Annotated in this window: 19 protein-coding genes and 2 pseudogenes; 10 read left to right on the top strand and 11 right to left on the bottom strand. The window is 36.2% G+C overall.

Annotation, left to right across the window (positions count from 1 at the left end; translation table 11 throughout):
- Window positions 1-80 precede the first annotated feature (80 nt).
- Window positions 81-935 (top strand): annotated as a pseudogene (locus NST56_RS02925) (DMT family transporter); the annotation flags it as partial.
- 127 nt (window positions 936-1062) lie between these two features.
- Here NST56_RS02925 and NST56_RS02920 read toward each other — a convergent pair.
- Entirely contained in the window at window positions 1063-1479 is a 417-nt protein-coding gene (locus NST56_RS02920) for an NUDIX hydrolase (RefSeq protein ID WP_339179833.1), read from the bottom strand.
- A gap of 376 nt (window positions 1480-1855) precedes the next feature.
- Here NST56_RS02920 and NST56_RS02915 point away from each other — a divergent pair, with 376 nt between their 5' ends.
- A complete protein-coding gene (locus NST56_RS02915; RefSeq protein WP_339179830.1) occupies window positions 1856-2356 on the top strand; it encodes a DUF4944 domain-containing protein in 501 nt (166 codons plus the stop codon).
- A gap of 390 nt (window positions 2357-2746) precedes the next feature.
- On the opposite strand, the gene NST56_RS02910 is transcribed toward NST56_RS02915, so the two are convergent.
- The 3 genes from NST56_RS02910 to NST56_RS02900 are packed head-to-tail and all read right to left on the bottom strand — an operon-like array spanning window position 2747 to window position 4382.
- Complete coding sequence (locus tag NST56_RS02910; protein ID WP_339179827.1) at window positions 2747-3364, bottom strand: FMN-binding negative transcriptional regulator; 618 nt, start codon at window positions 3362-3364, stop codon at window positions 2747-2749.
- 23 nt (window positions 3365-3387) lie between these two features.
- Window positions 3388-3906 (bottom strand): GNAT family N-acetyltransferase, encoded by a 519-nt coding sequence (locus NST56_RS02905; protein WP_339179825.1) that lies wholly within the window; start codon window positions 3904-3906, stop codon window positions 3388-3390.
- Between the two features lie 23 nt (window positions 3907-3929).
- Window positions 3930-4382: a MarR family transcriptional regulator gene (locus NST56_RS02900; RefSeq protein WP_268444384.1), complete on the bottom strand. Its 453-nt coding sequence runs from the start codon at window positions 4380-4382 to the stop codon at window positions 3930-3932.
- A gap of 114 nt (window positions 4383-4496) precedes the next feature.
- Here NST56_RS02900 and NST56_RS02895 point away from each other — a divergent pair, with 114 nt between their 5' ends.
- The gene (locus NST56_RS02895) at window positions 4497-5141 is read left to right on the top strand and encodes a YitT family protein (protein WP_268444381.1); all 645 of its coding nucleotides are present in this window, start codon (window positions 4497-4499) and stop codon (window positions 5139-5141) included.
- A gap of 232 nt (window positions 5142-5373) precedes the next feature.
- The gene (locus NST56_RS02890; protein WP_339179820.1) at window positions 5374-6066 is read left to right on the top strand and encodes a hypothetical protein; all 693 of its coding nucleotides are present in this window, start codon (window positions 5374-5376) and stop codon (window positions 6064-6066) included.
- Window positions 6067-6268: 202 nt separating this feature from the next.
- Here the strand turns inward: NST56_RS02890 and NST56_RS02885 are convergent, their stop codons facing one another.
- The 3 genes from NST56_RS02885 to NST56_RS02875 all read right to left on the bottom strand — a co-directional run bounded on the left by NST56_RS02885 (window position 6269) and on the right by NST56_RS02875 (window position 8532).
- Window positions 6269-6862 (bottom strand): YdeI family protein, encoded by a 594-nt coding sequence (locus tag NST56_RS02885; RefSeq protein ID WP_326197416.1) that lies wholly within the window; start codon window positions 6860-6862, stop codon window positions 6269-6271.
- A 559-nt stretch (window positions 6863-7421) separates the two neighbouring features.
- The gene (locus tag NST56_RS02880) at window positions 7422-7895 is read right to left on the bottom strand and encodes a hypothetical protein (protein ID WP_339179817.1); all 474 of its coding nucleotides are present in this window, start codon (window positions 7893-7895) and stop codon (window positions 7422-7424) included.
- 259 nt (window positions 7896-8154) lie between these two features.
- Entirely contained in the window at window positions 8155-8532 is a 378-nt protein-coding gene (locus NST56_RS02875; protein ID WP_010333140.1) for a hypothetical protein, read from the bottom strand.
- A 508-nt stretch (window positions 8533-9040) separates the two neighbouring features.
- Between NST56_RS02875 and NST56_RS02870 the strand changes: the two genes are divergently transcribed.
- The gene (locus NST56_RS02870) at window positions 9041-9424 is read left to right on the top strand and encodes a VOC family protein (RefSeq protein WP_339179814.1); all 384 of its coding nucleotides are present in this window, start codon (window positions 9041-9043) and stop codon (window positions 9422-9424) included.
- Window positions 9425-9757: 333 nt separating this feature from the next.
- Window positions 9758-10219 carry a CarD family transcriptional regulator gene (locus NST56_RS02865; protein WP_268444368.1) on the top strand — a complete coding sequence of 154 codons (462 nt, stop codon included), beginning with the start codon at window positions 9758-9760 and terminating at the stop codon, window positions 10217-10219.
- A 953-nt stretch (window positions 10220-11172) separates the two neighbouring features.
- Here the strand turns inward: NST56_RS02865 and cspC (NST56_RS02860) are convergent.
- Both cspC (NST56_RS02860) and cspC (NST56_RS02855) read right to left on the bottom strand, forming a co-directional pair.
- Entirely contained in the window at window positions 11173-11376 is a 204-nt protein-coding gene (gene cspC / locus NST56_RS02860) for a cold shock protein CspC (protein ID WP_010333137.1), read from the bottom strand.
- A 764-nt stretch (window positions 11377-12140) separates the two neighbouring features.
- Window positions 12141-12344, bottom strand: coding sequence for a cold shock protein CspC (cspC, locus tag NST56_RS02855; RefSeq protein WP_010333136.1), 204 nt, complete (start codon window positions 12342-12344; stop codon window positions 12141-12143).
- 818 nt (window positions 12345-13162) lie between these two features.
- Here cspC (NST56_RS02855) and NST56_RS02850 point away from each other — a divergent pair.
- A complete protein-coding gene (locus tag NST56_RS02850; protein WP_326197413.1) occupies window positions 13163-14191 on the top strand; it encodes a fatty acid desaturase in 1029 nt (342 codons plus the stop codon).
- 375 nt (window positions 14192-14566) lie between these two features.
- Window positions 14567-14893 (top strand): annotated as a pseudogene (locus NST56_RS02845) (site-specific integrase); the annotation flags it as partial.
- A 156-nt stretch (window positions 14894-15049) separates the two neighbouring features.
- Here the strand turns inward: NST56_RS02845 and NST56_RS02840 are convergent.
- The gene (locus NST56_RS02840) at window positions 15050-15625 is read right to left on the bottom strand and encodes a class D sortase (protein WP_286059720.1); all 576 of its coding nucleotides are present in this window, start codon (window positions 15623-15625) and stop codon (window positions 15050-15052) included.
- Between the two features lie 9 nt (window positions 15626-15634).
- A complete protein-coding gene (locus NST56_RS02835) occupies window positions 15635-19540 on the bottom strand; it encodes an isopeptide-forming domain-containing fimbrial protein (RefSeq protein WP_339179808.1) in 3906 nt (1301 codons plus the stop codon).
- An 881-nt stretch (window positions 19541-20421) separates the two neighbouring features.
- Between NST56_RS02835 and NST56_RS02830 the strand changes: the two genes are divergently transcribed.
- Together NST56_RS02830 and NST56_RS02825 are read left to right on the top strand one after the other, a co-directional pair.
- Complete coding sequence (locus tag NST56_RS02830; RefSeq protein WP_339179806.1) at window positions 20422-20817, top strand: VOC family protein; 396 nt, start codon at window positions 20422-20424, stop codon at window positions 20815-20817.
- An 818-nt stretch (window positions 20818-21635) separates the two neighbouring features.
- Window positions 21636-21959 (top strand): YfzA family protein, encoded by a 324-nt coding sequence (locus tag NST56_RS02825; protein WP_010333129.1) that lies wholly within the window; start codon window positions 21636-21638, stop codon window positions 21957-21959.
- Window positions 21960-22043 lie beyond the last annotated feature (84 nt).

Below are 22043 nucleotides of genomic sequence, written 5' to 3'. Positions count from 1 at the left end.
AGCAGTGAATAAGCTTATATATAAAACAGATTAAGAATCTGCGAAATATAAGCTGTTTCGCAGATTCGAAGGAGTAGACAATGAAATCTAAGATTCAGTTTATATTATCAATGTTCATTTTCGGCACAATGGGTTTAGTTGTAAGATACATTGATTTATCTTCGAGTGAAACAGCTTTACTAAGCAGTTCAATTGGATGTCTATTTTTAATAGTTGTGTTCATGATGATGAAGAAAACCATTCCATGAAAATTAGTCAAAGCGAATGCTTATACCTTATTTCTTTCTGGTATTGCATTAGGGGGAAATTGGATCTTTCTTTATCAATCGTACAATCATACAACACTTACTAATGCCACACTAGGGTATTACTTTGCACCTGTGTTTGTCATGATCCTCTCACCATTTGTCCTTAGGGAACAATTATCTGTCAAAAAAATGGTGTGTATTGGTGTAGCGATCATAGGCATGGTATTGATTGTTGGAAATGGCATAAGTGCTTCTGGAACAGATGATTTGCTTGGGATCTTTTTTGGATTAGTTGCGGCTGCATGTTACACTGCATTGATGTTACTAAATAAATTTATACACCGCATGGGCAGGTTGGAGATTACAATCATCCAACTTGGATTAACAGCATTGCTGCTCTTGCCATATGTGTTTTTTACAGAAGGATTCGGTATCTTTGGAGTATCTAGATCATCCGTTCCTTTTATCATCATTTTAGGGATTGTAAACACTGGGATTGGATTTTGGTTATTTTTCTCGGGTATGCAAAAATTAAAAGGACAGAGTATTGCTATGCTAAGCTATGTAGACCCATTTGTAGCTATATTAATTTCTGCAATGATCCTACGAGAACAAATGACCATTGTTCAAATGCTAGGTGGCGCACTCCTTTTAGTCTCAACATTTGTTAGCGAGAATAAATCAATCACATTTTCCAAAACAATTAAAGAAAATATCAGCTAAGTACCGTACAAAACAGTGGGAAGCATTTGTGACCCGCTGTTTTGTTCTTTTGTTTGGAACTTGTCCCAAACTACCCTGGCGATTACTGCCGTTACCCTATTGTTCCTTGATTTTTATATAGGGCGTATCCTGTCAGCATTTTATTAAGTCCTTCTGAGTAATACGGCATTCGTTCATTTGCCTGTTCAATGTCAACCCATTCAATTTGCAGTATCTCGTTTGGCTTTTTAATCGCTTCGGTTCCTCCAACAATTCGTGCTTCAAATGTAAAAAGGATGGCGTGATGATTCCTCTTTACATATTTCGCTTCGTTAACAGCAATTAAATTCCCTATTTCTACTTCAAAACCTGTTTCTTCATGCACTTCACGTATAGCAGCTTCTTTTAACGTTTCATCAGGTTCAACCCTTCCACCTGGAAGTGACCAATGTCCTTCATGATTATCTACCATTAATATCTGATTACATTTACTTTTAATCAAGGCATACACAACTTTTACTTCTTCCATGGGAATCTCCTTTATAGAACAAATTTCATCCTCGGTTGATTTGTCTTTTCTATATATTACCACAAAGATAACTGATTATTTTTGGTAAGAAGACTTCTCTCATAGACGTATTTTCTGCATAAAAAATAACACAAAGGTGGTTAACCCTTGGTATTATTGAGATGTAGCTGAGAGGACTTGAACCTTCATGGATTATTCGCCCATTAAGTTCTCAATAAAGAGAAACTATGAATTTTGTTGGAATACCCTTATATATCAACTTTTGTTTATTTTGATTATGAGCATCTACATTTGTTTCTCCTTATTTGAATCCAAGCTACTTTCATACTATAATTACCTTTCAAGATAAAATCAGTATATTTCTTGGAGGTTTTTCATGAAAAAAGAGTATAAAAGACCTGTTTTATTCACAGTTTCTGCTTTAACAATAGTTTTTCTAGTGTTTTTCTCTTTGAAAATTTTTAACTACTACAACCTTATATATCCTAACTGGAAAGGCAAAAGCAAAGACCACAACTGGGAAGTAGTCTTTAAAAAGAATGAAGATGCTCCAAAAGAGTTTAGTGGAGAGATTCTTTGGATTGGCGATAAAGATAAAACTAATAAAACTTATATAAAATCTATAACAATAATGAAAGATAATAAAACACTTCTTGATTCTTCAGATTTTAACAGCGATATCCCTATGAAAGATTATTCAGGTGGTAACTCAAGTGATGGATCAGCTAAAGAAAAATCATTTTCCTTTTTAGAACGCTTAGAAGAATCTGATCTAAAAGGGTCTAAGATAACTGTTCAAGTAAAATGGAAACAAGATAACCAAACATTCAGCACTGAAAAGTTTGTTCTCTCAAAGAAAACTTTATTTAATCATTAAGAGTATTTTTTGAACTTATAACTAATCAGTTCTTTTAATTAGAACTGGTCTCTTTTTATATTATTCTTCAGTTAATCAACACTCAATAATATAAAATTTGGCGGCAACAGAAAAAGCCCATAGCATCCGAATAATTATACACAATGAAAAAACATACCCTCATGTAGGTATGCTTCTCCAGAGTTACTCTTCACTGGCACTTTAAAAATTAATAGCTATGAGACCGATTGAATCTCAAAAACAACTTAGACTGCAGGAAGCCCGCCGTATTTTATTATCCGAGTCAACAGACGCTGCGGATGTTTCATTCAGGGTATGCCTATGATAGGGTTTTACGCACTCTTGTCTTTATTAGAGATTCAAACTCTCTGCTGTAAGGAAGACTTATATCTAATCTTTTAATCGCTTTTCCATCAGTTCTGCCATTTGTTTTGAGTTTGAATCTCCTTCCTTTCGTAATTGATCAATGATATTCATATAATCCTTTTCATTTCGGTTCTGACTTAATTTATAGGAAGCCTGAATTTCTCCCACCTTCATCTTAAATCCGACAATACCTTTCAGTTGGCTTTCTAAGAGCTGAGGAGAAAGCTTATCCCATAAAACTGGATTCTTACGGTGTTTTTCGTATTTTTGCAGCAACATTGTCAGGTCATGTTTTAACTCTTCTTCGTTCAAGATGCTGGCTGTACCGTATACATGTACGGCTTGATAGTTCCACGTTGGGACATTTTCCTTTTCATACCAAGAGGAAGAGATATAGGCGTGCGGTCCCTGAAACATAACAAGCACATCTTCACAGGCTTCAAATGTTCTCCATTGAGGATTCCCATAAGCAATATGCCCCGTGATATAGTAAGTATCTCCCTCTTTTATTAACTGCAATGGCAAATGGGTGGCAATTGGTTTCCCTTGTGCTGTTGTGACAATTGTGCCAAATGAGTTGTTTTGAACAAAGTCCCAAATGTCATCAACATTTGTCACCTTATAGTATTTTGGAATATACATATAAACCCGCCTTTCATAAAGAGTTATACGAGTGTTTTGATCATGATAAAGTCTATTTGTTCTTCATCACCCATATAAAAAGAGTGGACTCCAGTTTGAACAAACCCCATCTTTTCATAAAAAGCAATAGCATTTTCATTTTTTTCCCATACGCCTAGCCAGATTTTCTTTTTATTAGAATCCAGCGCAATTTCCACAGCTTTATTGAACAGATGTTTGCCAAGACCATGTTTTTGAAATTTGTTCTTGATATAAATCCTCTCGATTTCTAGTGATTCATCACCCATTTCTTCAGACTGAGCCTCATTGGTATTGATCTTTAAGTATCCAGCGACTTCATGATTCAAATAAACAAAAAAGAATTGTGAAGAGGTATTGGATAATTCCTTTTCCAACTGTTTAGAATGAAATGCACGTTCCAAATAAGCTTTCATATTTTCTGGCGAATTCTGATCCCTGAATGTATCATTGAATGTTTCAATACTTATTTCTTGGAGTATTTTTAAATCTTCATGGCTACACTTTTTTAGTTTTATACTCATGCTCTTATATGCTCCTTTTAAAATTAATAATCTCTCTTGTTCCCCTTTTTTACATATTCCCAATCAACTTCTACATTTTTTCTAATTCTTTGAAGAAGGTGAAAAATGGTTTCTGCTTCTTTTTCAGAAAATCCCGCTAATGCGACACTATTCGAATGATCATTTTCTCTTTTTATAACGGGAAACACTTCTTTCCCTTTTTCTGTTGGAAAGAGTTTTTTTATCTTTTTGTTATGATCATCATCCATCTTTTTAATAAAACCATTCATTTCAAGCTTTTTTATGGCACGAGCCGCTGTTGTTCGGTCTACTTTAATCATTTCAGCTAATTTTTCTTGAATGATTCCTGGGTTTTCACATATTCGGACAAGGTACAAATACTGCCCTTTTGTGAGGTTATATTCTTTAAATTCTATATTGCTTATCGAATCTAATGCCCTGGCAATCATTCCGATTTCGCGAAGAATTTCCTTCATCATGACCTCCTTAGTACATATCTTTGTTGCAAATACAACAAAGATGCCATATATTAAATATAAATTAACTTTATTGTATTTGCAATAAAATGAACAAAAAAGAGGTCGAGTACAGTGAAATATATTGTTTATGTATTAGGAATTTTCATTTTAACCCTTGGTATTTCTTTCACTATCCAATCAAACCTTGGAACTTCACCCTTTGATGCAGTTGTGGTAGGACTGTCCAAGAATGTGGGGCTTACAGTGGGAAGTTGGGAAATCATAATAGCGTTTATATTGATATGTTGTAATTCATTTTTGAAAAGACAAAGACCAGAAGTTTTGGGGATGTTAACAGCATTTATAACGGGAATTGGCATTGATATGTGGCTTTTTTTATTGCACAATTTGTTAACACCTGACCTATGGTACAGCAAAGTGATTTGTTTTGGAATCGGCTTAGTTGTTATAGGATTAGGAACTGCAACCTATTTGCACACAAATTTTGCACCGATTCCAGTTGACCGATTGACATTCATCATAAAAGAATTAACCAGAACAAATATCTTTTTTTCGAGAACATTCATTTACCTCTTATTCTTGATAGCTGCAATCATTTTAAATGGGCCAGTTGGCGTCGGGACTTTATTAACCGTTTGTTTAGGAGGTATAATCCTTAATTCCTTTATGCCATTTACAGAACAGATATTAGACCGCATATTCACACACTCTAGTACATCACCAAATGATGAAATAAATAAAAAGCATTCAATATAGTTGATAAAAGATAGGGAATTCCTCAATGAAATGCCACCCGTATATCGTGTGGTCATCATTTCAAAAAGCTGTCGAGATTTACACGATTGATCTAGCATTCGTTACCTCTCCTATAATTTTTTCGAACTTTCATTTCTATTCCATGGTAATATTAGGTATAACCAACTGAAAAATCAACTGAATAAACTAAGAAAAGCATGCAAGGCTGTTGATGAGGGAGAGGAATGAAATAATGAAGAAACTGAGAAATATTTTTTATTGTAATGCTGTCCTGATGCTGCTCGTCTTATTGCTCGTTGGATGTATGGGCGGTAAGGAAGAAAAATCAAATAATGATTCTTCATTACACTCTGAAGAAAATAATAATGAGACTGACGATAGCAACCAAATAAGCAAGGGTGAATCAGAGACAACAACAGGATCAGAAAAATCCGTAACAAATGAAAATGCTTCAAAAGAATCCTCAACAGATGAATCACAAGAAACCTCTTCAGAAGAAGTAAGAAATGAGGAGAAAAGCCAAAAAGACAATGAATTAACGGAATATCCCTCTGAGAAAATTGAATATGCCAGAGTTTGGTTGCAGCTTGGAGCAAATCAAGAGATAGATGAATTGAATGTTCGGCATATTTCGGCTGGCGAACCAATCAATCCAAATGATGACACCAGTGCTAGCTATCCGGAAGATGTTATCCAGTTAGCAGGCTCTCGATTAGTGGATGGATCAGTAACTTATAGCGGTAATGGCGATGGCACGATTAAAGTATACAATGTTCCTTTACGCTGGGATTCCTCTGATGATGTAAGTAATGGCGTAATGCGGGAAGTGACTGAGAATATAATAAAAAATACAAAAACCGTGTACGTTGATACAGGAGACAGTGAAAAAATCAAGCGCCTCATTGACATAATGGCTATTCATTAATCAGTTATCGGTTTATTTAAACGAAAATGCCAAACAAAATAAGGGGCAGTTCTTTCATACTTGGACCGCCCCTCTGTATTTTTTTGTGCCACAAGGAATACCAAGGAACTCAAAAATCTTGGTATTCCTTCATCCTTCAATGCTTCTTTCATGACAGATTCATAGAAATCTCACTTAGCAAAATGCCTTTCTGACGAATATACTAATCCTTTAATCCCTTCCCATCGAGAATTTTCTTCATATATTTTTCAATCCTTGACTCTCGAGTTTTGGGTTGTTTGGCTTGAGAAAAATAAAGAATGTATGCTCTTTGCCGTCCCGGGGTCAATGCTTCAAAAGCCGTTTTCAAAGCAGGAAATTCATCGAATTTATGTTGAAGTTCTTCTGGAATGATGTATTCCGTATTCTTTTTAACATTCACTTCCAAACCGGCTTTTTCAACTTCAATGGCTTCCTTAATATAAGCTTTCAAGATGGGTTCCATTTCAGCTATTTCCTGAACATTGGTGAACCGAATCTGGCGCGCCGCCTGTACATTCTCCGTTTGTTGGATGAGAATCCCGTGAGGATCCTGTAACAAGGCGCCTTTGTGGAACAGAAGCGCACAATATCCTTTAAATCCATGTATTAAAACGACGTTTTTCTTATTAAACGTATAGCAAGGATGCATCCACTTAAATTCTTCAGTCAGCTCACAGTCAAGAACGATATTTCTCAACCGCTCATATTCTTCCTTCCACTTTTCAGCTTTACTTAAAAATTCATCAACCTTAGGATTCGTTCTACGATTTGTCATCAGGACCTCCCTAGTTTGCTTTTTCACTACGTTAGCTTCACCGGTTTGATCGTACTTTCCCCTAACAATTTTTTATGCTCTTCACCCATTTAGATATCACGATCTTGATTTTTCTTTATCCCTTCCCCATAATTGGTATTTTTGACATCACAGTATATGTCTTATTCTCCTATCAGCAATAATATAGGTTCCGTCTTTATTATGTATTCATAGATTAAGCTTAAGACGAAGTTTATGCAACAATAAAAAAGACTCGGACAGCTATTATAACAACGACAATAGATGTTTATATTTCCCCTACAAACAAAGAGAAACCGCTGACCGTTTAAATGACTTACATTAGGCAAGTCCGAATGACTTACATTAGGCAAGTCCGGCAGTAGACAATTTCAAAACAAGCACAAAAAAATACCAAGGGGGTCATAACCCTTGGTATCATTGATGTTTACTTAGGAACAACCATTAGTTAAGGTGAAAATTAAGATTAAACACAAGAAAAAAGCAAACACTTTTACTTGATGTAATAATATTTTTCTATTCCTATGAGAGTATTTTAGCATTATCCTAAACTTAAAATTCTTTTTATTACATTAGGAATAACAAATGACCGTTTGACTTCTTTATTTACTTGAATAATGTCTTTTTGTGTTTTCCCATTCTCTTGCCAAGTAACTTCTACTGTATAATCATTATTCGTATTTGGTGGATCTCCCATTATCGCTACTGCTACTTCTTTAGCACTCTTAGGTTCATCTGTTGCGTCACCTGATGCCTCAACAACACCATTTTCTTTAAACGCAACCTCTTTTATTGAAAACTCAGAATCCCTTTTCCATGTAATATGAACCGCCCATAAGTCTTGCCTTGCAAGATCTATGTCTTTTTCAGGAGAATAGATAACACTCCATTTTCCATCTTTTGAATTCCCCTTCAATATAGGAGGTTGGTGGGTGCCAGTATAAATAAACCATGCTAAAAAAACAAGCAGTGCAACAGAAACAATACTTGCTAAAATAAGCTTACATTTTTTCACTTTTAACTCCAATCTTTATATAATAAATAGGATATAAACTTATTATATTCTAATATGAATAATAAGTAGTAACATTAGGATATAAACTCATAGAAAAGATAAGACAATGAAGGTATTTGAAACAGAATCTTTGCTATAAGAAAAGCATTTTTGCATGACAATAATTCCCAAAGAACAAAAACATTTTATCACGATCATGTTAGTGTCACTGATCATTGAAAGGCCTCTTTCCTCGATAAGAGCGATAAGCTTTTCAATATTAAGATTTAACTTCTTTATTCCTATCAATTAATAAGGTTACTACAACACTAATTATGCTGACTAAAGTTCCTAAAACAGAAACAAGAATTGTCAAAAAGCCATTGGGAATTAGAAATCCAATTGGAATCATCCCTAGAAAAGTGAAAACGATAAAACATTGGTATACTCCTGATATTATTCTTACAACCATGTTTCCAAAAAAGGACAAGGCTAATGGAGGGATGAATAAGAATACAACAATCCCAATGGATATCATTAAGATCATAGGCTCATCAAATGAAATGACATTATCTCCAGGGGAATCTTTAGCAGCCACTAGTATAACAACTATAGACATAATCAGTGTAAGTAAAACCAGAAGAAATCTTTTTAACATTGTTATGGCTCCTTTTTTTATACATGTACCTATAAACGGGCACTGCCTTTTTCCATTTTATATTCAGAGAAAGATTATGCAGCCAAATCACGGGCTATAAGTAATATTTATCACCCCTTACTATTAAGACATAAATTTACAGATTAGTAAATAACCCCATTGAATGCATAGAAATTGAGTTTCACCATCAGAAAAAAATACCCCCTCTAATATGTTGAATTTCGCTGAGTATTTTTATCATGCTTTTATCGGTAATTAAATCCCCTTCCCTAAAGTATTTCAAATCAACATAATTTTGTCATTTAGCTTCAACATAGGTTAAATTAAATAAAGTCTTTGTTAGGAAGCTTCGTTTTAATACGCTCTTAAGTTTCGAGTGCACGTTCCCTAATTCATGGAGGAATACGTTTGTTTCATGACACTCGGAACAGGACTTCTGACAAATGTCTGGGTTGTTTGCTTGCAGCCAGTACCATGCGTCATACATATCAAAGGAGGCAAAAACAGTATGAAAATCATTGTTACCAGTATATTCGTACAAGACCAAGACAAGGCACTGGAGTTTTATACAGAAAAACTGGGGTTTGTAAAAAAGGAGGACGTTCCCATGGGTGAATTCAGGTGGATAACGCTTGTTTCTCAAGAGGATCAGGACGGAACCGAGCTTTTACTCGAACCAAATGAACATCCTGCCGCTAAGGAGTATCAAAAGAAGATATTCGCCGAGGGCTTCCCAGCAACAATGTTTGGCGTTACAGATATTCAAAAAGAGTACAAACGATTAAAGGAAAAAGGCGTGAAGTTCACTATGGAGCCGACAAAAATGGGAGAAGTCACAATAGCTGTATTCGACGATACATGCGGCAACCTTATTCAAATCATACAGAAGTAGCTTCAGGACGAGGAGTAAACACATGGTCTACTCCTTGACTAAATTTGTGCCAATATAACCCAGCAAACATGTCATTGATGCCAAGTCTTGAATTCCTAAAGGAGATTTCATGAAAAACTGATCTAGAGGTTTCAGGATATACATGGACCAAATGACATTTCCTTTATTGGGGAATACGACACGTAGCCTATTGTTTTGATGTTGTTTTTGCTCGATTTAATTTTTAAAAAGTTATTGACAATAAAAATATTATCATGTTATCATTAAATATTTGATATTACACCTCCATATATGGTAAGCTTAAAAAGGTTACCATATATGGAGGTGGATGATATGTTTCAAATTGGCGATAACATTGTTTATCCAATGCACGGAGCAGGAATAATTGAAGCCATTGAAGAAAAAGAATTTTTAGAGGAAAAACAACAGTATTATGTCATAAAAATGTCAATCAGTAATATGACAGTTATGATTCCAACGCGTAAAATATTGAGCTCAAATATACGTCCAGTTACTGATATTCTTGCTTTAAAACGTATTATACACATTTTTCAGCATGGAGAATCAGATAGGTTACTGCCGTGGAAACAAAGGTATCAAGTAAACACGAACAAAATAAAAACGGGTGAAATACAAGAAGGTGCTGAAGTTGTACGTGATTTAATGCGTATGAAGAAAGAAAAAGCACTTAATTCAAGCGAAAAAAAAATGTTGGATAATGCATATGAATTTTTGATTAGTGAACTGGAAGTAATTAAAGGAATCACTGAAAATCAAATAAAAAGTTTCTGTTAAAGTTAATTATAGAAAATGTATGGCATTCCAATAAACATCCTAAATTTTTCAGAATGTTATGATTAAACGGAATCATTTCAGACGTTCTTCTTCTTCAACGTATTTTTAGAACATTAACCTCTTTTGTTATTCCTACAGCTAATTCATTTTTATTGTTTAAATTTCTTCTACAAACATTTGAAGTTTTATCAAAAAACTCGATAAAATAGTCACTTGATTTTTGTAATCCTGATTCACACTGGCACGGACAAGGAGCCGTAAGGATGGAAGAGAGGTAGGGCTTTCATTGTGTTAGGAATAGCTAAGTGATTATTTCTAGAAAAAAATCAATCAATCTCCCCTCTATCTTTAGGAATTTCCTATATCCACTGCGACAGAAAATTGTAATTGTTTATCTTCTTTTCATGAAATATGGTCAACGATAAAAATAAGACGGAGTCTTATGAAAAAATTGAAGTGGGTGGAAATCTTGCAGATGGATCACCTGTTATGTTCATTTCAAGAATACTTAAAAAAGGATGATTCTTTACAAAAGGGATGGTCCTTTTTGTTCACCGTTGGTAATAAGAGAATATACATAAAATTCATCTGAGGTGATGGATTAACAGGAAGGAGAGTGTCGGAATTATCATGGATGACTCCCGGTTAGCGTGGCAGTTGGTACACGACACATAGAGTTGGCTGTGATTTTTAAAATTTTTCGTAAACGTTTGCTTCCTGATAAGATGTAGGTGTGTTTGAAAAGAAATCAATAACTTATATACATTACCGCATATTGTCAATCCATTATGTTATACTTGTAAAGAAACCTTTGAAGTGTTACATCTTTTTTCTATTACCTTGTACCATCTCCCTACTCGAACGTTGAGTAGGGTTTTTTATTGAGTATTATACAGAGAACGCAAAAAAACAGACTCTTAATATAAGAGCCTGTTTCTATAAACGTTTTAAGATTAAGAAGCTTTTTGAACGTTAGCAGCTTGAGCTCCACGAGCACCTTGCTCAACGTCAAATGTTACTTTTTGACCTTCGTCTAACGATTTGAAACCGTCACCTTGGATTGCAGAGAAGTGTACGAATACGTCGTCTCCGTTTTCACGTTCGATAAATCCAAAACCTTTTTCTGCATTAAACCATTTAACTGTACCTTGTTCCATTTATATTGCCTCCTAGTGTGTTACCACACATTTAATTACTATCCCTGCCCAAAGTATCATCAAGACGAAAAGTCAATATTCATACTATCCTTTACACGAACAAAAATAATCTTTCTTTATCATAGCACGATTCGGAAATAATTGCAATTAAATATTATCATTTTAGTCATGGCATATTTGTTAAAGGTGTGGATACTGTGCATAAGCGGTAGGCTAAATAGAAAATGTCAATAAGCCCGCATCGAATGTATAACATGGTCTAAGAGGGCTTATTAATATCTACGGTTTGAAACCCCAAAATTTTTTTAAAAAGTTCAGCTGTTTCTGCAGATGTTTCCAAACTGTCACTCATTGTTTAGCCCTTTTTGCCAAGAATATTGGGCCACAAATTATCTTCCTTTTCTTCATTACCACTTTCCATAGCCTTTCCATAATTTTGACACTCAACATTCAATCCGTATTTACGATCTCAATCAATGTTCACGGTCTAAATCAACCGATCTCCACAGGTTAGTAAGAAAAGAAAGAATAGTATGTACTTGTATTCGAAAAGAAAAATAAATAATTTATATACATTCCGCATATTGTCAATCCAGTGTGTTATACTATAAACAAACCTTTGAAGCGTTAAATCTTTTGCTATTACCTTGTAACATCTCCCTACTCGCACGTTGAGTAGGGTTTTTTATTGAGTTTTAGTATTATAGAGAACGTAAAAAAACAGGCCCCTATATAAAGAGCCTGTTTCTATAAACGTTTTAAGATTAAGCAGCTTTTTGAACGTTAGCAGCTTGAGCTCCACGAGCACCTTGCTCAACGTCAAACGTTACTTTTTGACCTTCGTCTAAAGATTTGAATCCGTCACCTTGGATTGCAGAGAAGTGTACGAATACGTCGTCTCCATTTTCACGTTCGATAAATCCAAAACCTTTTTCTGCATTAAACCATTTAACTGTACCTTGTTCCATTTTTGTTGCCTCCTAGTGTGTTACCACACATTTAATTACTATCCCTGCCCAAAGTATCATCAAGACGAAAAGTCAATATTCATCCTTTACACGAACAAAAATAATTCTTCTTTAGAATAACACGAAACGGAAATAAATGCAAATTAATATTATTGTTTTATTCGTGGCATTATTTGTTAAACATGCAGAAAAAGAGGCCTTCAATAACTATGGTTTGAAAACACCGTGAAAATGAATCGCAAGTGTCTTCAACCCTTTTTCTTTGCTTAACCGTACTTCATTATTGATTGTTAAGGATTTCTTTACAAAGAGCTGATAGTGCTAAAACCAGGGCTGTTCACTGGTAAAGCTTTATTTCTGCAGATGTGCAAACGCCACCATGGTATATCCCCATTTTGCCAAGATCCTCATAAAAATTAAAACTTGATCTCAAATCATCTTCCTTTTCTTCATTACCATGTTTGTTTCTCAATCAAGGTTCACGGTCTAAATAAACCGATTCCCATAGGAGAGCAGGGAGAGAGTTTGGCTCGATAAAGAGATGGGTATAATCTTTATACAACTTTTGTTTCCAGGCTGTCCCTGCTAATAAAGATTTAATTAAGCTGGAAATCAGTTTCGTATTTCCGATTATTTTACAGACGGATTGAAAAATCGCTCCATTTGACAGCTTTTGAAAAGGATTCTTAGCTGGCTGGCAAGTTATAACAAAACCATGATACTTATCATATATGGAGTATGACAGCTGGGACTTCAAAGGGAATAAAACGTTTTCTATACTGAGATTAAGAACATTAGGGAAGGGGAAACTTTAATAAATGAGTAAAGAAAACCTAAGGACTTTGAGAAAACTGGTTACCCCTTACGAAAAGTCCGATTTACAAAAAAGTATTTATCAAATCATTAACACATTGGTACCATTTTTCCTGTTATGGTTTTTGGCATATAAGAGCTTGTCAATTTCTTATTTCCTTACACTAGCAATTTCTGTCGTTGCGGCCGGGTTTTTGGTAAGAACCTTCATCATTTTTCATGATTGCTGCCACTATTCCTTTTTTAAGAACAGAAGGGCGAATCGAATCCTTGGAACAATAACAGGAATTCTGACTCTGCATCCTTTTGATCATTGGGCACACGACCATTCTGTCCATCATGCGACAAGCAGCAACCTGGACAAACGCGGTACAGGCGATATTTGGGTACTGACCGTTGAGGAGTATAAGGAAGCCTCAACGAAGACAAAAATCATGTACCGTTTGTACAGAAATCCGTTTGTCATGTTTATTATTGGGCCGATTTACGTCTTCGGGATTACCAATCGTTTTAATCGTAAAGGGGCAAAACGCAAAGAACGGATGAATACGTATGTAACGAACCTGGGGATCGTCGCTTTGGCAGCACTTTTATGTTGGGCTATCGGCTGGCAAAACTTCCTGCTGGTTCAAGCGCCCATTTTTATGATATCGGGAACCCTCGGAATTTGGATGTTTTATATTCAGCATACGTTTGAGGATTCTTATTTTGAAGAAGATGAGCATTGGGAATATGTAAAAGCAGCAGTGGAAGGAAGCTCTTTTTATAAGCTTCCAAGAATCATGCAATGGCTAACAGGCAATATCGGTTTCCATCATGTCCATCATTTAAGCCCGAGAGTCCCAAACTATAAGCTCGAAGAAGTACATAACAACACTGAACCATTGCAAAACGTTCCGACCATTACACTGGCAACAAGCCTTAAGTCGTTAAAATTCCGACTATGGGATGAAGAAGGCAAAAAATTTGTTGGTTTTAGCCATTTAAAAAAAGCTCCTAAAAGCCAAGTATCAGTGCGGCTAAAAACGGATTAAATACACTCCCCTTAATCGAGATAAGGGACAGTGTATCTTGAAGAATAAAAGTGCAGACTCGCGCAACAAGTTTTGTGCAGGGGTCAGCACTTTTTTAATGCCACATACACTTGCAACAAACGAAAGAAAAAAATAGGGAATCAACTTATAGATCCTTCTTTACAATGAAGGATGTTTTTATTAATCAGTAAGCAATTACAACACTTTTGCGACTGACTGATACCAGCGTAGCAAATCCTTTTATAGACAGAAAGTACATTGTTTACTCCTCTAACTTTGTCCTTCACTTTCTACTTCTTCATCGTCTGGTGTTTTCTCGACAAGCCAAGACGATCATTTTCTTCATTTCCCGGCATACTGGTGATCTTTTTCGATAAATCTTGTACCTGTCTTGATAGTCAATTTGTTGTTAAAAACCAAAAATTCGATTTGATGAGTTAGTATCAATAAAACATTGCTTAAGCTACTAGAACATGAAGAGAAGCACAAGAAGAGTTGTTTTAATGAATTAGGTATTAGACATTCACATGTTGCACTATTAATACACCAAGGAGAAAATTACATAACAATTAAAGAGCATTTAAGCTTGGTTCTGTAAATATAACAATTGATGTTCATGGACACCTATATCCAAACAAACAAAAAGAAATGGCTGATAAATTAGATGGCTGCTTTAGGTCTGTGGCAGTTTATGGACCGTAGACAATTTAAAAACAAGCACAAAAAAATACCAAGGGCGTCAAAACCCTTGGTATCATTGTTTTTTCACCTATTTTGATTAAGGTTTTAATTTCTTCCTTGATATAAAAAGGCTGACGAAAATTATCGTCAGCCTAATCTCTGATATTCTAGATTTTTTCATACCCGCTTTCCATAAATGATATATCGCTTTGGAGCATTACCGATATATGAAAATGGATAACAAGTAGTAAGAATAAGCTCCTCTTTTTTATGCTGCAACGTAATAATGGAAGTGTCATTTTTATCGACAACTTTCATGTTCTCAATCTTATATTGAAAACTCCCATATGGCAGCATGATCTTTAATTGATCACCTTTTTTTAGTTCTCCTGTACGGCGAAAAACGGTATCCCGATGTCCCGATAACACAATTTGTCCATTTTCATTTGGATAATAACTTTCTTTGTAGTGACCGACGCCCTTTTCCAAATCATCTGCGTCGGTTCCCTCTACAATTGGAAGCTCTGCGTTTATTTTGGGGATTTCAAGAACACCGACAGCTTCCCCGACCTTAGGTTTAAAAGTTGCTTTTTCTGCTTCCTGCTCCTTGCTAGTTGCAGGATGTCCCGCTGCCAGCTTGGCTTCTTCTAAAGCTTCAGCTGTCTTTTGATTAGCGTCCACCACTTTCCAGACTCCATAGCCTATGAAAATGAGTCCGACAGCTATGATGAACATAGGAAACGCTTTTTTTATGATTTGCATTTAGGCATTTCTTTTCCTTCTAAAATACCAGAGGACTGATCCAACTAACAATAATCCAAAACCAACAAGGAGAATATTATAGTTATTTGTCGCAGTATCTGGAAGCTCATTTCCTCCATTCGGCTTTTCACCTGTTTTTTCTGGTGTTGATTTGCTTGGCTCATTTGAATGATCAGAAGTGCTTGGTTTAGCAGGATCACTTGGTTTTTCAGAGCCTTTTGATACGACATTCATCTCTGCCTCCGGTTTATCTGGATCATCAATATTGGTGCCATTAACAGCTGCCACATTTTTGATCTTGCCGGAGTAACCTGATTCTATCTTTGCCTGGAAGGTCACAGTTCTCCACTCTGTGTCAGTGACATCTCCAAAATCGGCGGATATCTTTCCGTCTTCAAATTTCCCATTGCCATCATGACTTACTTTCAAACTGCCTTCAATGTACTTCAGACCATCTGGAAGTTCGTCTGAGATGACGAGATCAGTTACTTTACTGTCCGCTACTGTATTTTTAGTTTTGATCGTGTAAACAACTGTATCTCCCGCTTCATATTTCCCTTTATCTGAATCGAGATTTTTTACTGACTTTTCCGACTTCAGAATCGGATCTTTCGGAGAAACCTTGACCTCTTGGCTTGGTGTATCCGGTTTGTCTGTATTGTCACCGCTAACGCTAGCCGTATTGACAATATTTTTACCTGCTTGACCAGCTTTTATTTTCGCTTCAAATGTAACAGTATGCCATTCTGTGTCAGACACATCACCAAACTGACCTGACACTTTGCCCTCTGTCACATCGCCTTTATCGTCATCTCGGGCATCACTGACTGCTTTATTATCTACTTTTAGTGTGCCAGAAACATATTCTAAGCCTGCCGGCAGTTTATCTGCGATGACGAGATCAGTTACTTTACTGTCCTTAACTGTATTTCTTGTTTTGATCGTGTAAACAACCGTATCTCCTGCTTCATACTTCTCTTTATCTGAATCCAAATTCTTAGCTGTCTTTTCTGACTCTAAGACTGGATTTCTTGGAGAAACTTTGACCTCATGGCTTGGTTTGTCTGGTTTATCAACATTGTCACCTGAGACGCTGGCAGTATTGACAATTTTCTCATCAGCTTGGCCAGCTTTTACTTTCGCCTCGAATGTAACAGTATGCCATTCAGTATCTGTAACATTACCAATTTGACCCGATACTTTGCCGTCTGTCATATCGCCTTTATCGTCATCTTGGGCGTCGCTGACGGCTTTATTGTCTACTTTTAGCGTTCCAGAAACATACTCGAGTCCTTCTGGAAGTTCATCTGAGATAACAAGATTTTTCACCAGACTATCTTCAACTGTGTTTCTCGTCTGGATTGTATAGAGAAGGGTATCTCCCACTTGCGTCTGGTTTTCGTCTTTATTGCCTTCTGCTTTCGCTTGAATACTTGCTGTTTTCTTTGACTCTAAGACAGGATTCCTAGGATAAACTTCAACTTCATTTTTCGGCGTATCCGGAGTGTCTAGGTTGCTGCCAGTAACGCTAGCCGTATTTTGAATCGTTTCGCCAGCTTGGCCGGCTTTCACTTTCGCTTCAAATGTAACAGTATGCCATTCCGTGTCAGTCACATCACCAATTTGACCTGACACTTTGCCGTCTGTCATATCGCCTTTATCATCATCTTTGGCGTCGCTGGCTTCTTTATTGTCTACTTTTAGTGAGCCCGAAACGTATTCTAAGCCGTCAGGAAGTTCATCTGAAATGACAAGATCTTTCAGAAGACTGTCTTCAATTGTGTTTCTCGTTTCGATTGTATAAAGAAGTGTATCTCCTACTTCTGGATGTTTCTCATCTTTATTGCCTTCTGCTTTTGCCTGAAGGCTTGCGGTTTTCTTCGATTCTACATCCGGCTTTCTTGGATAAATTTCGGTATCATTGCTCGGCTTATCCGGAGTATCGATGTTACTGCCAGAAACGGTAGCCGTATTCTTTATCGTTTCACCAGCTTGACCCGCTTTTACTTTCACTTCAAATGTAACGTTATGCCATTCCGTATCCTTCACATCACCAATTTGGCCTGACACTTTGCCATCTGTCATATCACCTTTATCGTCGTCTTGAGCATCGCTGACTGCTGTGCCGTCTACTTTCAGAGTGCCTGGAACATATTCAAGTCCATCTGGTATGGCATCTGAAATAGTAAGATTTTTCGCCTCACTGTCTTCTTCAGTATTTCGTGTTTGTATTGTGTAAAGAAGTGTGTCGCCTACTTCAGGGTGATCCGGATATTTGTTTCCTTCCACTTTTTCCTTAATTGTTGACGTTTTCTTTGACTCTAAGTCAGGATTCCTAGGATAGACTTTAACTTCATTATTCGGCGTATCCGGAGTGTCTATATTGTCTCCTGAAATGCTTGCCGTATTGATAATATCCTTTCCTGCTTGACCAGGCTTAACTTTTGCTTCGAAGGTAACGTTATGCCATTCAGAATCGGTCACATCACCAATCTGACCTGACACTTTCCCGTCGGTATATTGTCCTTTGTCATCATCTAGAGCATCACTAACTGATGCACCGTCAACTTGTAAAGTGCCCGGAACATATTCTAAGCCTTCTGGCACCACATCTGAAATGGCAAGCTTTTTCACCACACTGTCTTCAACAGTATTCCGTGTTTGTATTGTGTAAAGAAGTGTATCTCCTACTTCTGGGTGATCTGCATCTTGGTTTCCTTCCGCTTTTGACTTAATAGCAGACGTTTTCTTTGATTCAAGTACAGGATCTTTAAAAACAACCGGAGTTGTTACTTCGTTTGATTCGGTTTGTTTACTTGTATTCGTTAATAAACTGTCATAGTTTATTTGCGCTTTATTAGAAATTTCTTTACCGGCATAACCTGTCTTGGCTTTCACTTTAAACTGTACAGTCATTCCATTAGGCAAGTTGTTCGTATTAGGTAAATCTCCTAATGTAATATTTACTTTACTACCATCAAAATGGCCTGCATCACCATCGGATGCATCAGTGAGATTCTTTGTTGTCGAACCATTAATTAATTTTAGTGTTCCAGGAACATATTCCGTTCCCACTGGGATTGCATCCGTAAAACTTGCATCAGCGGCAACATCTCCGCCTTGGTTTTTGACTTGAACTGTATATGTTAATTCATCTCCGGGATGCACCTCACCCTGTGGAGAGACTGACTTATTTGCCGTGACACATGGTTCAGTTCCAAGGAAAATATCATCCAAAAAGTTGCCGGCACCGATACTTCCGCCAGCTGTGCTAACTGCCTCAAAACCGAAACGAGTTTTCGTCTGTCCTGCCGGAACAGTATAAGAACCTGTATGGGTTCCCCATGCTGTTCTCCCATCAGACAGTTGTTTTTGGACCTTCGTATCGTATGGGGTAGCAGTCACTGCACCGATGCGGACCTGCATGGTGTCAACACCATTCCGCCCCATATGGGATAAACGCCAATATATCGTTTGTCCTGGAGTTGTTTTCACATCTTGATACAACATGCCATTCTCAAAAGCGTTTAATTCCGCCCATCGATTCCCATTAGGGGGGGCTGGCCAATTTTTTGCAACGGCCGGTATATTTTCTTTATAATTCCATATTTCAATTGCTTTATCAGTAGTTTTCCAACCAGGAACCTCTGATTCAAGATAATAGAGACCCGAACCATCATGTGCAGATCCTCTTGCTGCACCTTGCTCAAAGCTACCATTAATCAATGCGACCGGAGCTGAACACGTAGTATCTGCTTTTTCAGTCACTTCTGTATTATCTTCAGCATGCATATGATTTGGCAATGCTGATAACAGATTACCAGTAACTAATAAAAAGACTGCAACCACTATTAAGATTTTCCTAATATGCAGCTTGTTAGTCTTAGATATAAAGGTTTTTCCCATAGATTACACACTCCATTATTCAGTTTTATCGAACTATAAACACAAGAAAACATAATATTATGAATTTTGTTCTTAATATGATCTCCTTTCTTTTTTTCTAAATATATAAAATAATTACATAATTTACAATGTGACAAAATATTCATATATTTGTCACAAAATAAGGTTTTATTACAAGAAACATCAAGTATTTGTCGTAATTTGGCATGGGTAACTGACCCTTTTTTGTGTGAATCTGTTTAAGCATTGATTCAACATCAGCAATATAAAAGACTACGACAAAGTAATTAAAGAGCGTTTAAAACATTGTTCTAATTGATGTTACGGACACCTATATCAAAACAAATAAAAAGAAATATATGATAAATAAGATGACTTACATAAGGTAACTGGGGTTTGTAGACAATAGACAATTGAAAAATAAGCACAAAAAATACCAAAGGTCTAAAACCCTTGGTATCATTTATGCGGCGAGAGGACTTGAACCTCCATGGGTTATTCACCCACTAGGCCCTCAACATAATAAATCCATATCACTGCTTATGAAAGCTTGTTTTCATTACACTTTCTAACCTCACTTTACAACATTTCTATAGGTTTGGTTAATAAGTGGTGAGCACAAACAATAAACGTCCATACTACCCTTTTATGACCGGCAGGAATTTTCTACTTGCCGTCGAAAGTAATTGTCCGAAAAGTAATCTAGGAGGATAGGGGGGGTTCTGAGGGGACTCAAATATTCTGATGATGGAAACAAATTTAATGGAGCAACTCCACATGTTAAAAAGATTACAAAAAAGTTTTTTCCTTTGTCGATTTCATTAAGTCGTATTTGTTGCATTCGTAGAAAGACAAATAAAAATGGAAAGGTTGTTGAAATCATGGGAGCACAATTAAACTCTTATCTAATGTCAGAGGAGGCAAGAAGCCAGGCGGATTTTTACTTAGAATCACTCGGTGGAGAAATTGTATCACTTAAAACATTCGGTGAGGTATCAGGAACTCCAGAAGATATGAAGGAGAAAGTTATGCATCTGTCTTTGATGATAGCTGGAAACAATATCTTAATGCTTTCTGATTCCTTTGAACAAGTGGTCGGTAATCGTAGCATCAGTCTTGCTTTAACCTATGATAATGAGAGCGAAGCAAGAGAGGCATTTACCAAGCTTGGTGAGGGTGGAGAAAACAAATATCCCTTTGCTTTGCAGCCATGGGGCGCACACTATGGAGAAGTGATAGATAAATTTGGTGTTACATGGATGATTACTAAACCGTAAACTATGCAAAATGAATCAGGATTTTATTGAAGCGTTAAAAGAACCATGGCAAAAAAACTCTCTACAAATTTATGTAAGACGTCCATAAGGATATAACGGATGACCATGAATGTATTCAGTATAAGAAGTCCCATTTTTCGAATAACAGAAAATATGCTGCTGTCATCACGACATCGACAAATGCTGTTCGCTTTACAGCTGGAACTCCCTGAAGACATATTCAATGGTCTATCGGAAAGAAAAACACTGAAGCTCCGTGAAGGGGATTCGTTTAATTCCGGGCAGCTAGTGTTATTGGTCAGCCATGCCTCAAAATTACTTTAAATGTAATTCATTGAGTTAGAAAGATAAGATATTCAACAATCGGACGTTATTCTTTTATAAGATGGCGTCTTTTTGCATGATTGGGATATCCGCATTTTTCCCCTACTACGATATATGTCCATTTCCTCTTTGCTTGTAAATTTTAATACCCATGAAAAACTGAGAAAAAGAAGAAAATAAGAGATATGTCTTCCTATTGTGGGAGTTTAGTAGAATTATGAATCAATAAAAGAGTGGGTTAACCAATGGAGGAGAACGTCTAAAATTAATAAAGTGGCCAATAAATCTGATAATAAGGAGTGTAGGAGGTATGTTTCATGCAAAAGATGTTTTGTCTGACCAGCTGTTAGCTAATGCAAATGAGCACAGTTGGTATGTAGGAATTCCAGAATAAGGTATTGATTTGATAGAAAAATATGTTTAATTTTGAAACTTGTTCTTGGATTTTCCGTATATCAATATAAAATGGTATCTAATGCAGGGAGGTATATTAGTTGGCTGAAAAGCAAAAAAGTGTTCCATTTTTGAAAAAATATTGGGTTTCTCAAATTGGTGTGTTTTTATTGTCACAGATCATTTTTATTACATTTGAAACAACAGGATGGTTACCTAATTATAGAGAGATTGATGGTACACTATTTGGGAGAATTACGGAATCGTCAATTTTTATAGAATGGTTTACTTTTTATGAAACACCACAATTAAATTTACTTACTGTCTTTTTTGGCGCCTTCTTTCTTGTGCCTGGAATAATAAGTGCATTAAAAAACGTATTTTCGCCTAGACACTATAGTAATAGCTCTAATAACCGTGATTAAAAATAAATATGGTTTATTAAAATGAATAAAGTTTGAGAAGAGTTTTACTTAGACTGTAAATCAACATCAAACTTTAACAGAACT

Origin of the sequence: Bacillus sp. FSL R5-0560, from assembly GCF_037966305.1 — a bacterium.
Taxonomy (GTDB): domain Bacteria; phylum Bacillota; class Bacilli; order Bacillales; family Bacillaceae; genus Bacillus; species Bacillus mojavensis.
The sequence above is the reverse complement of the archived record's forward strand: the minus strand, read 5'-3'. Positions and strand labels throughout refer to the sequence as shown.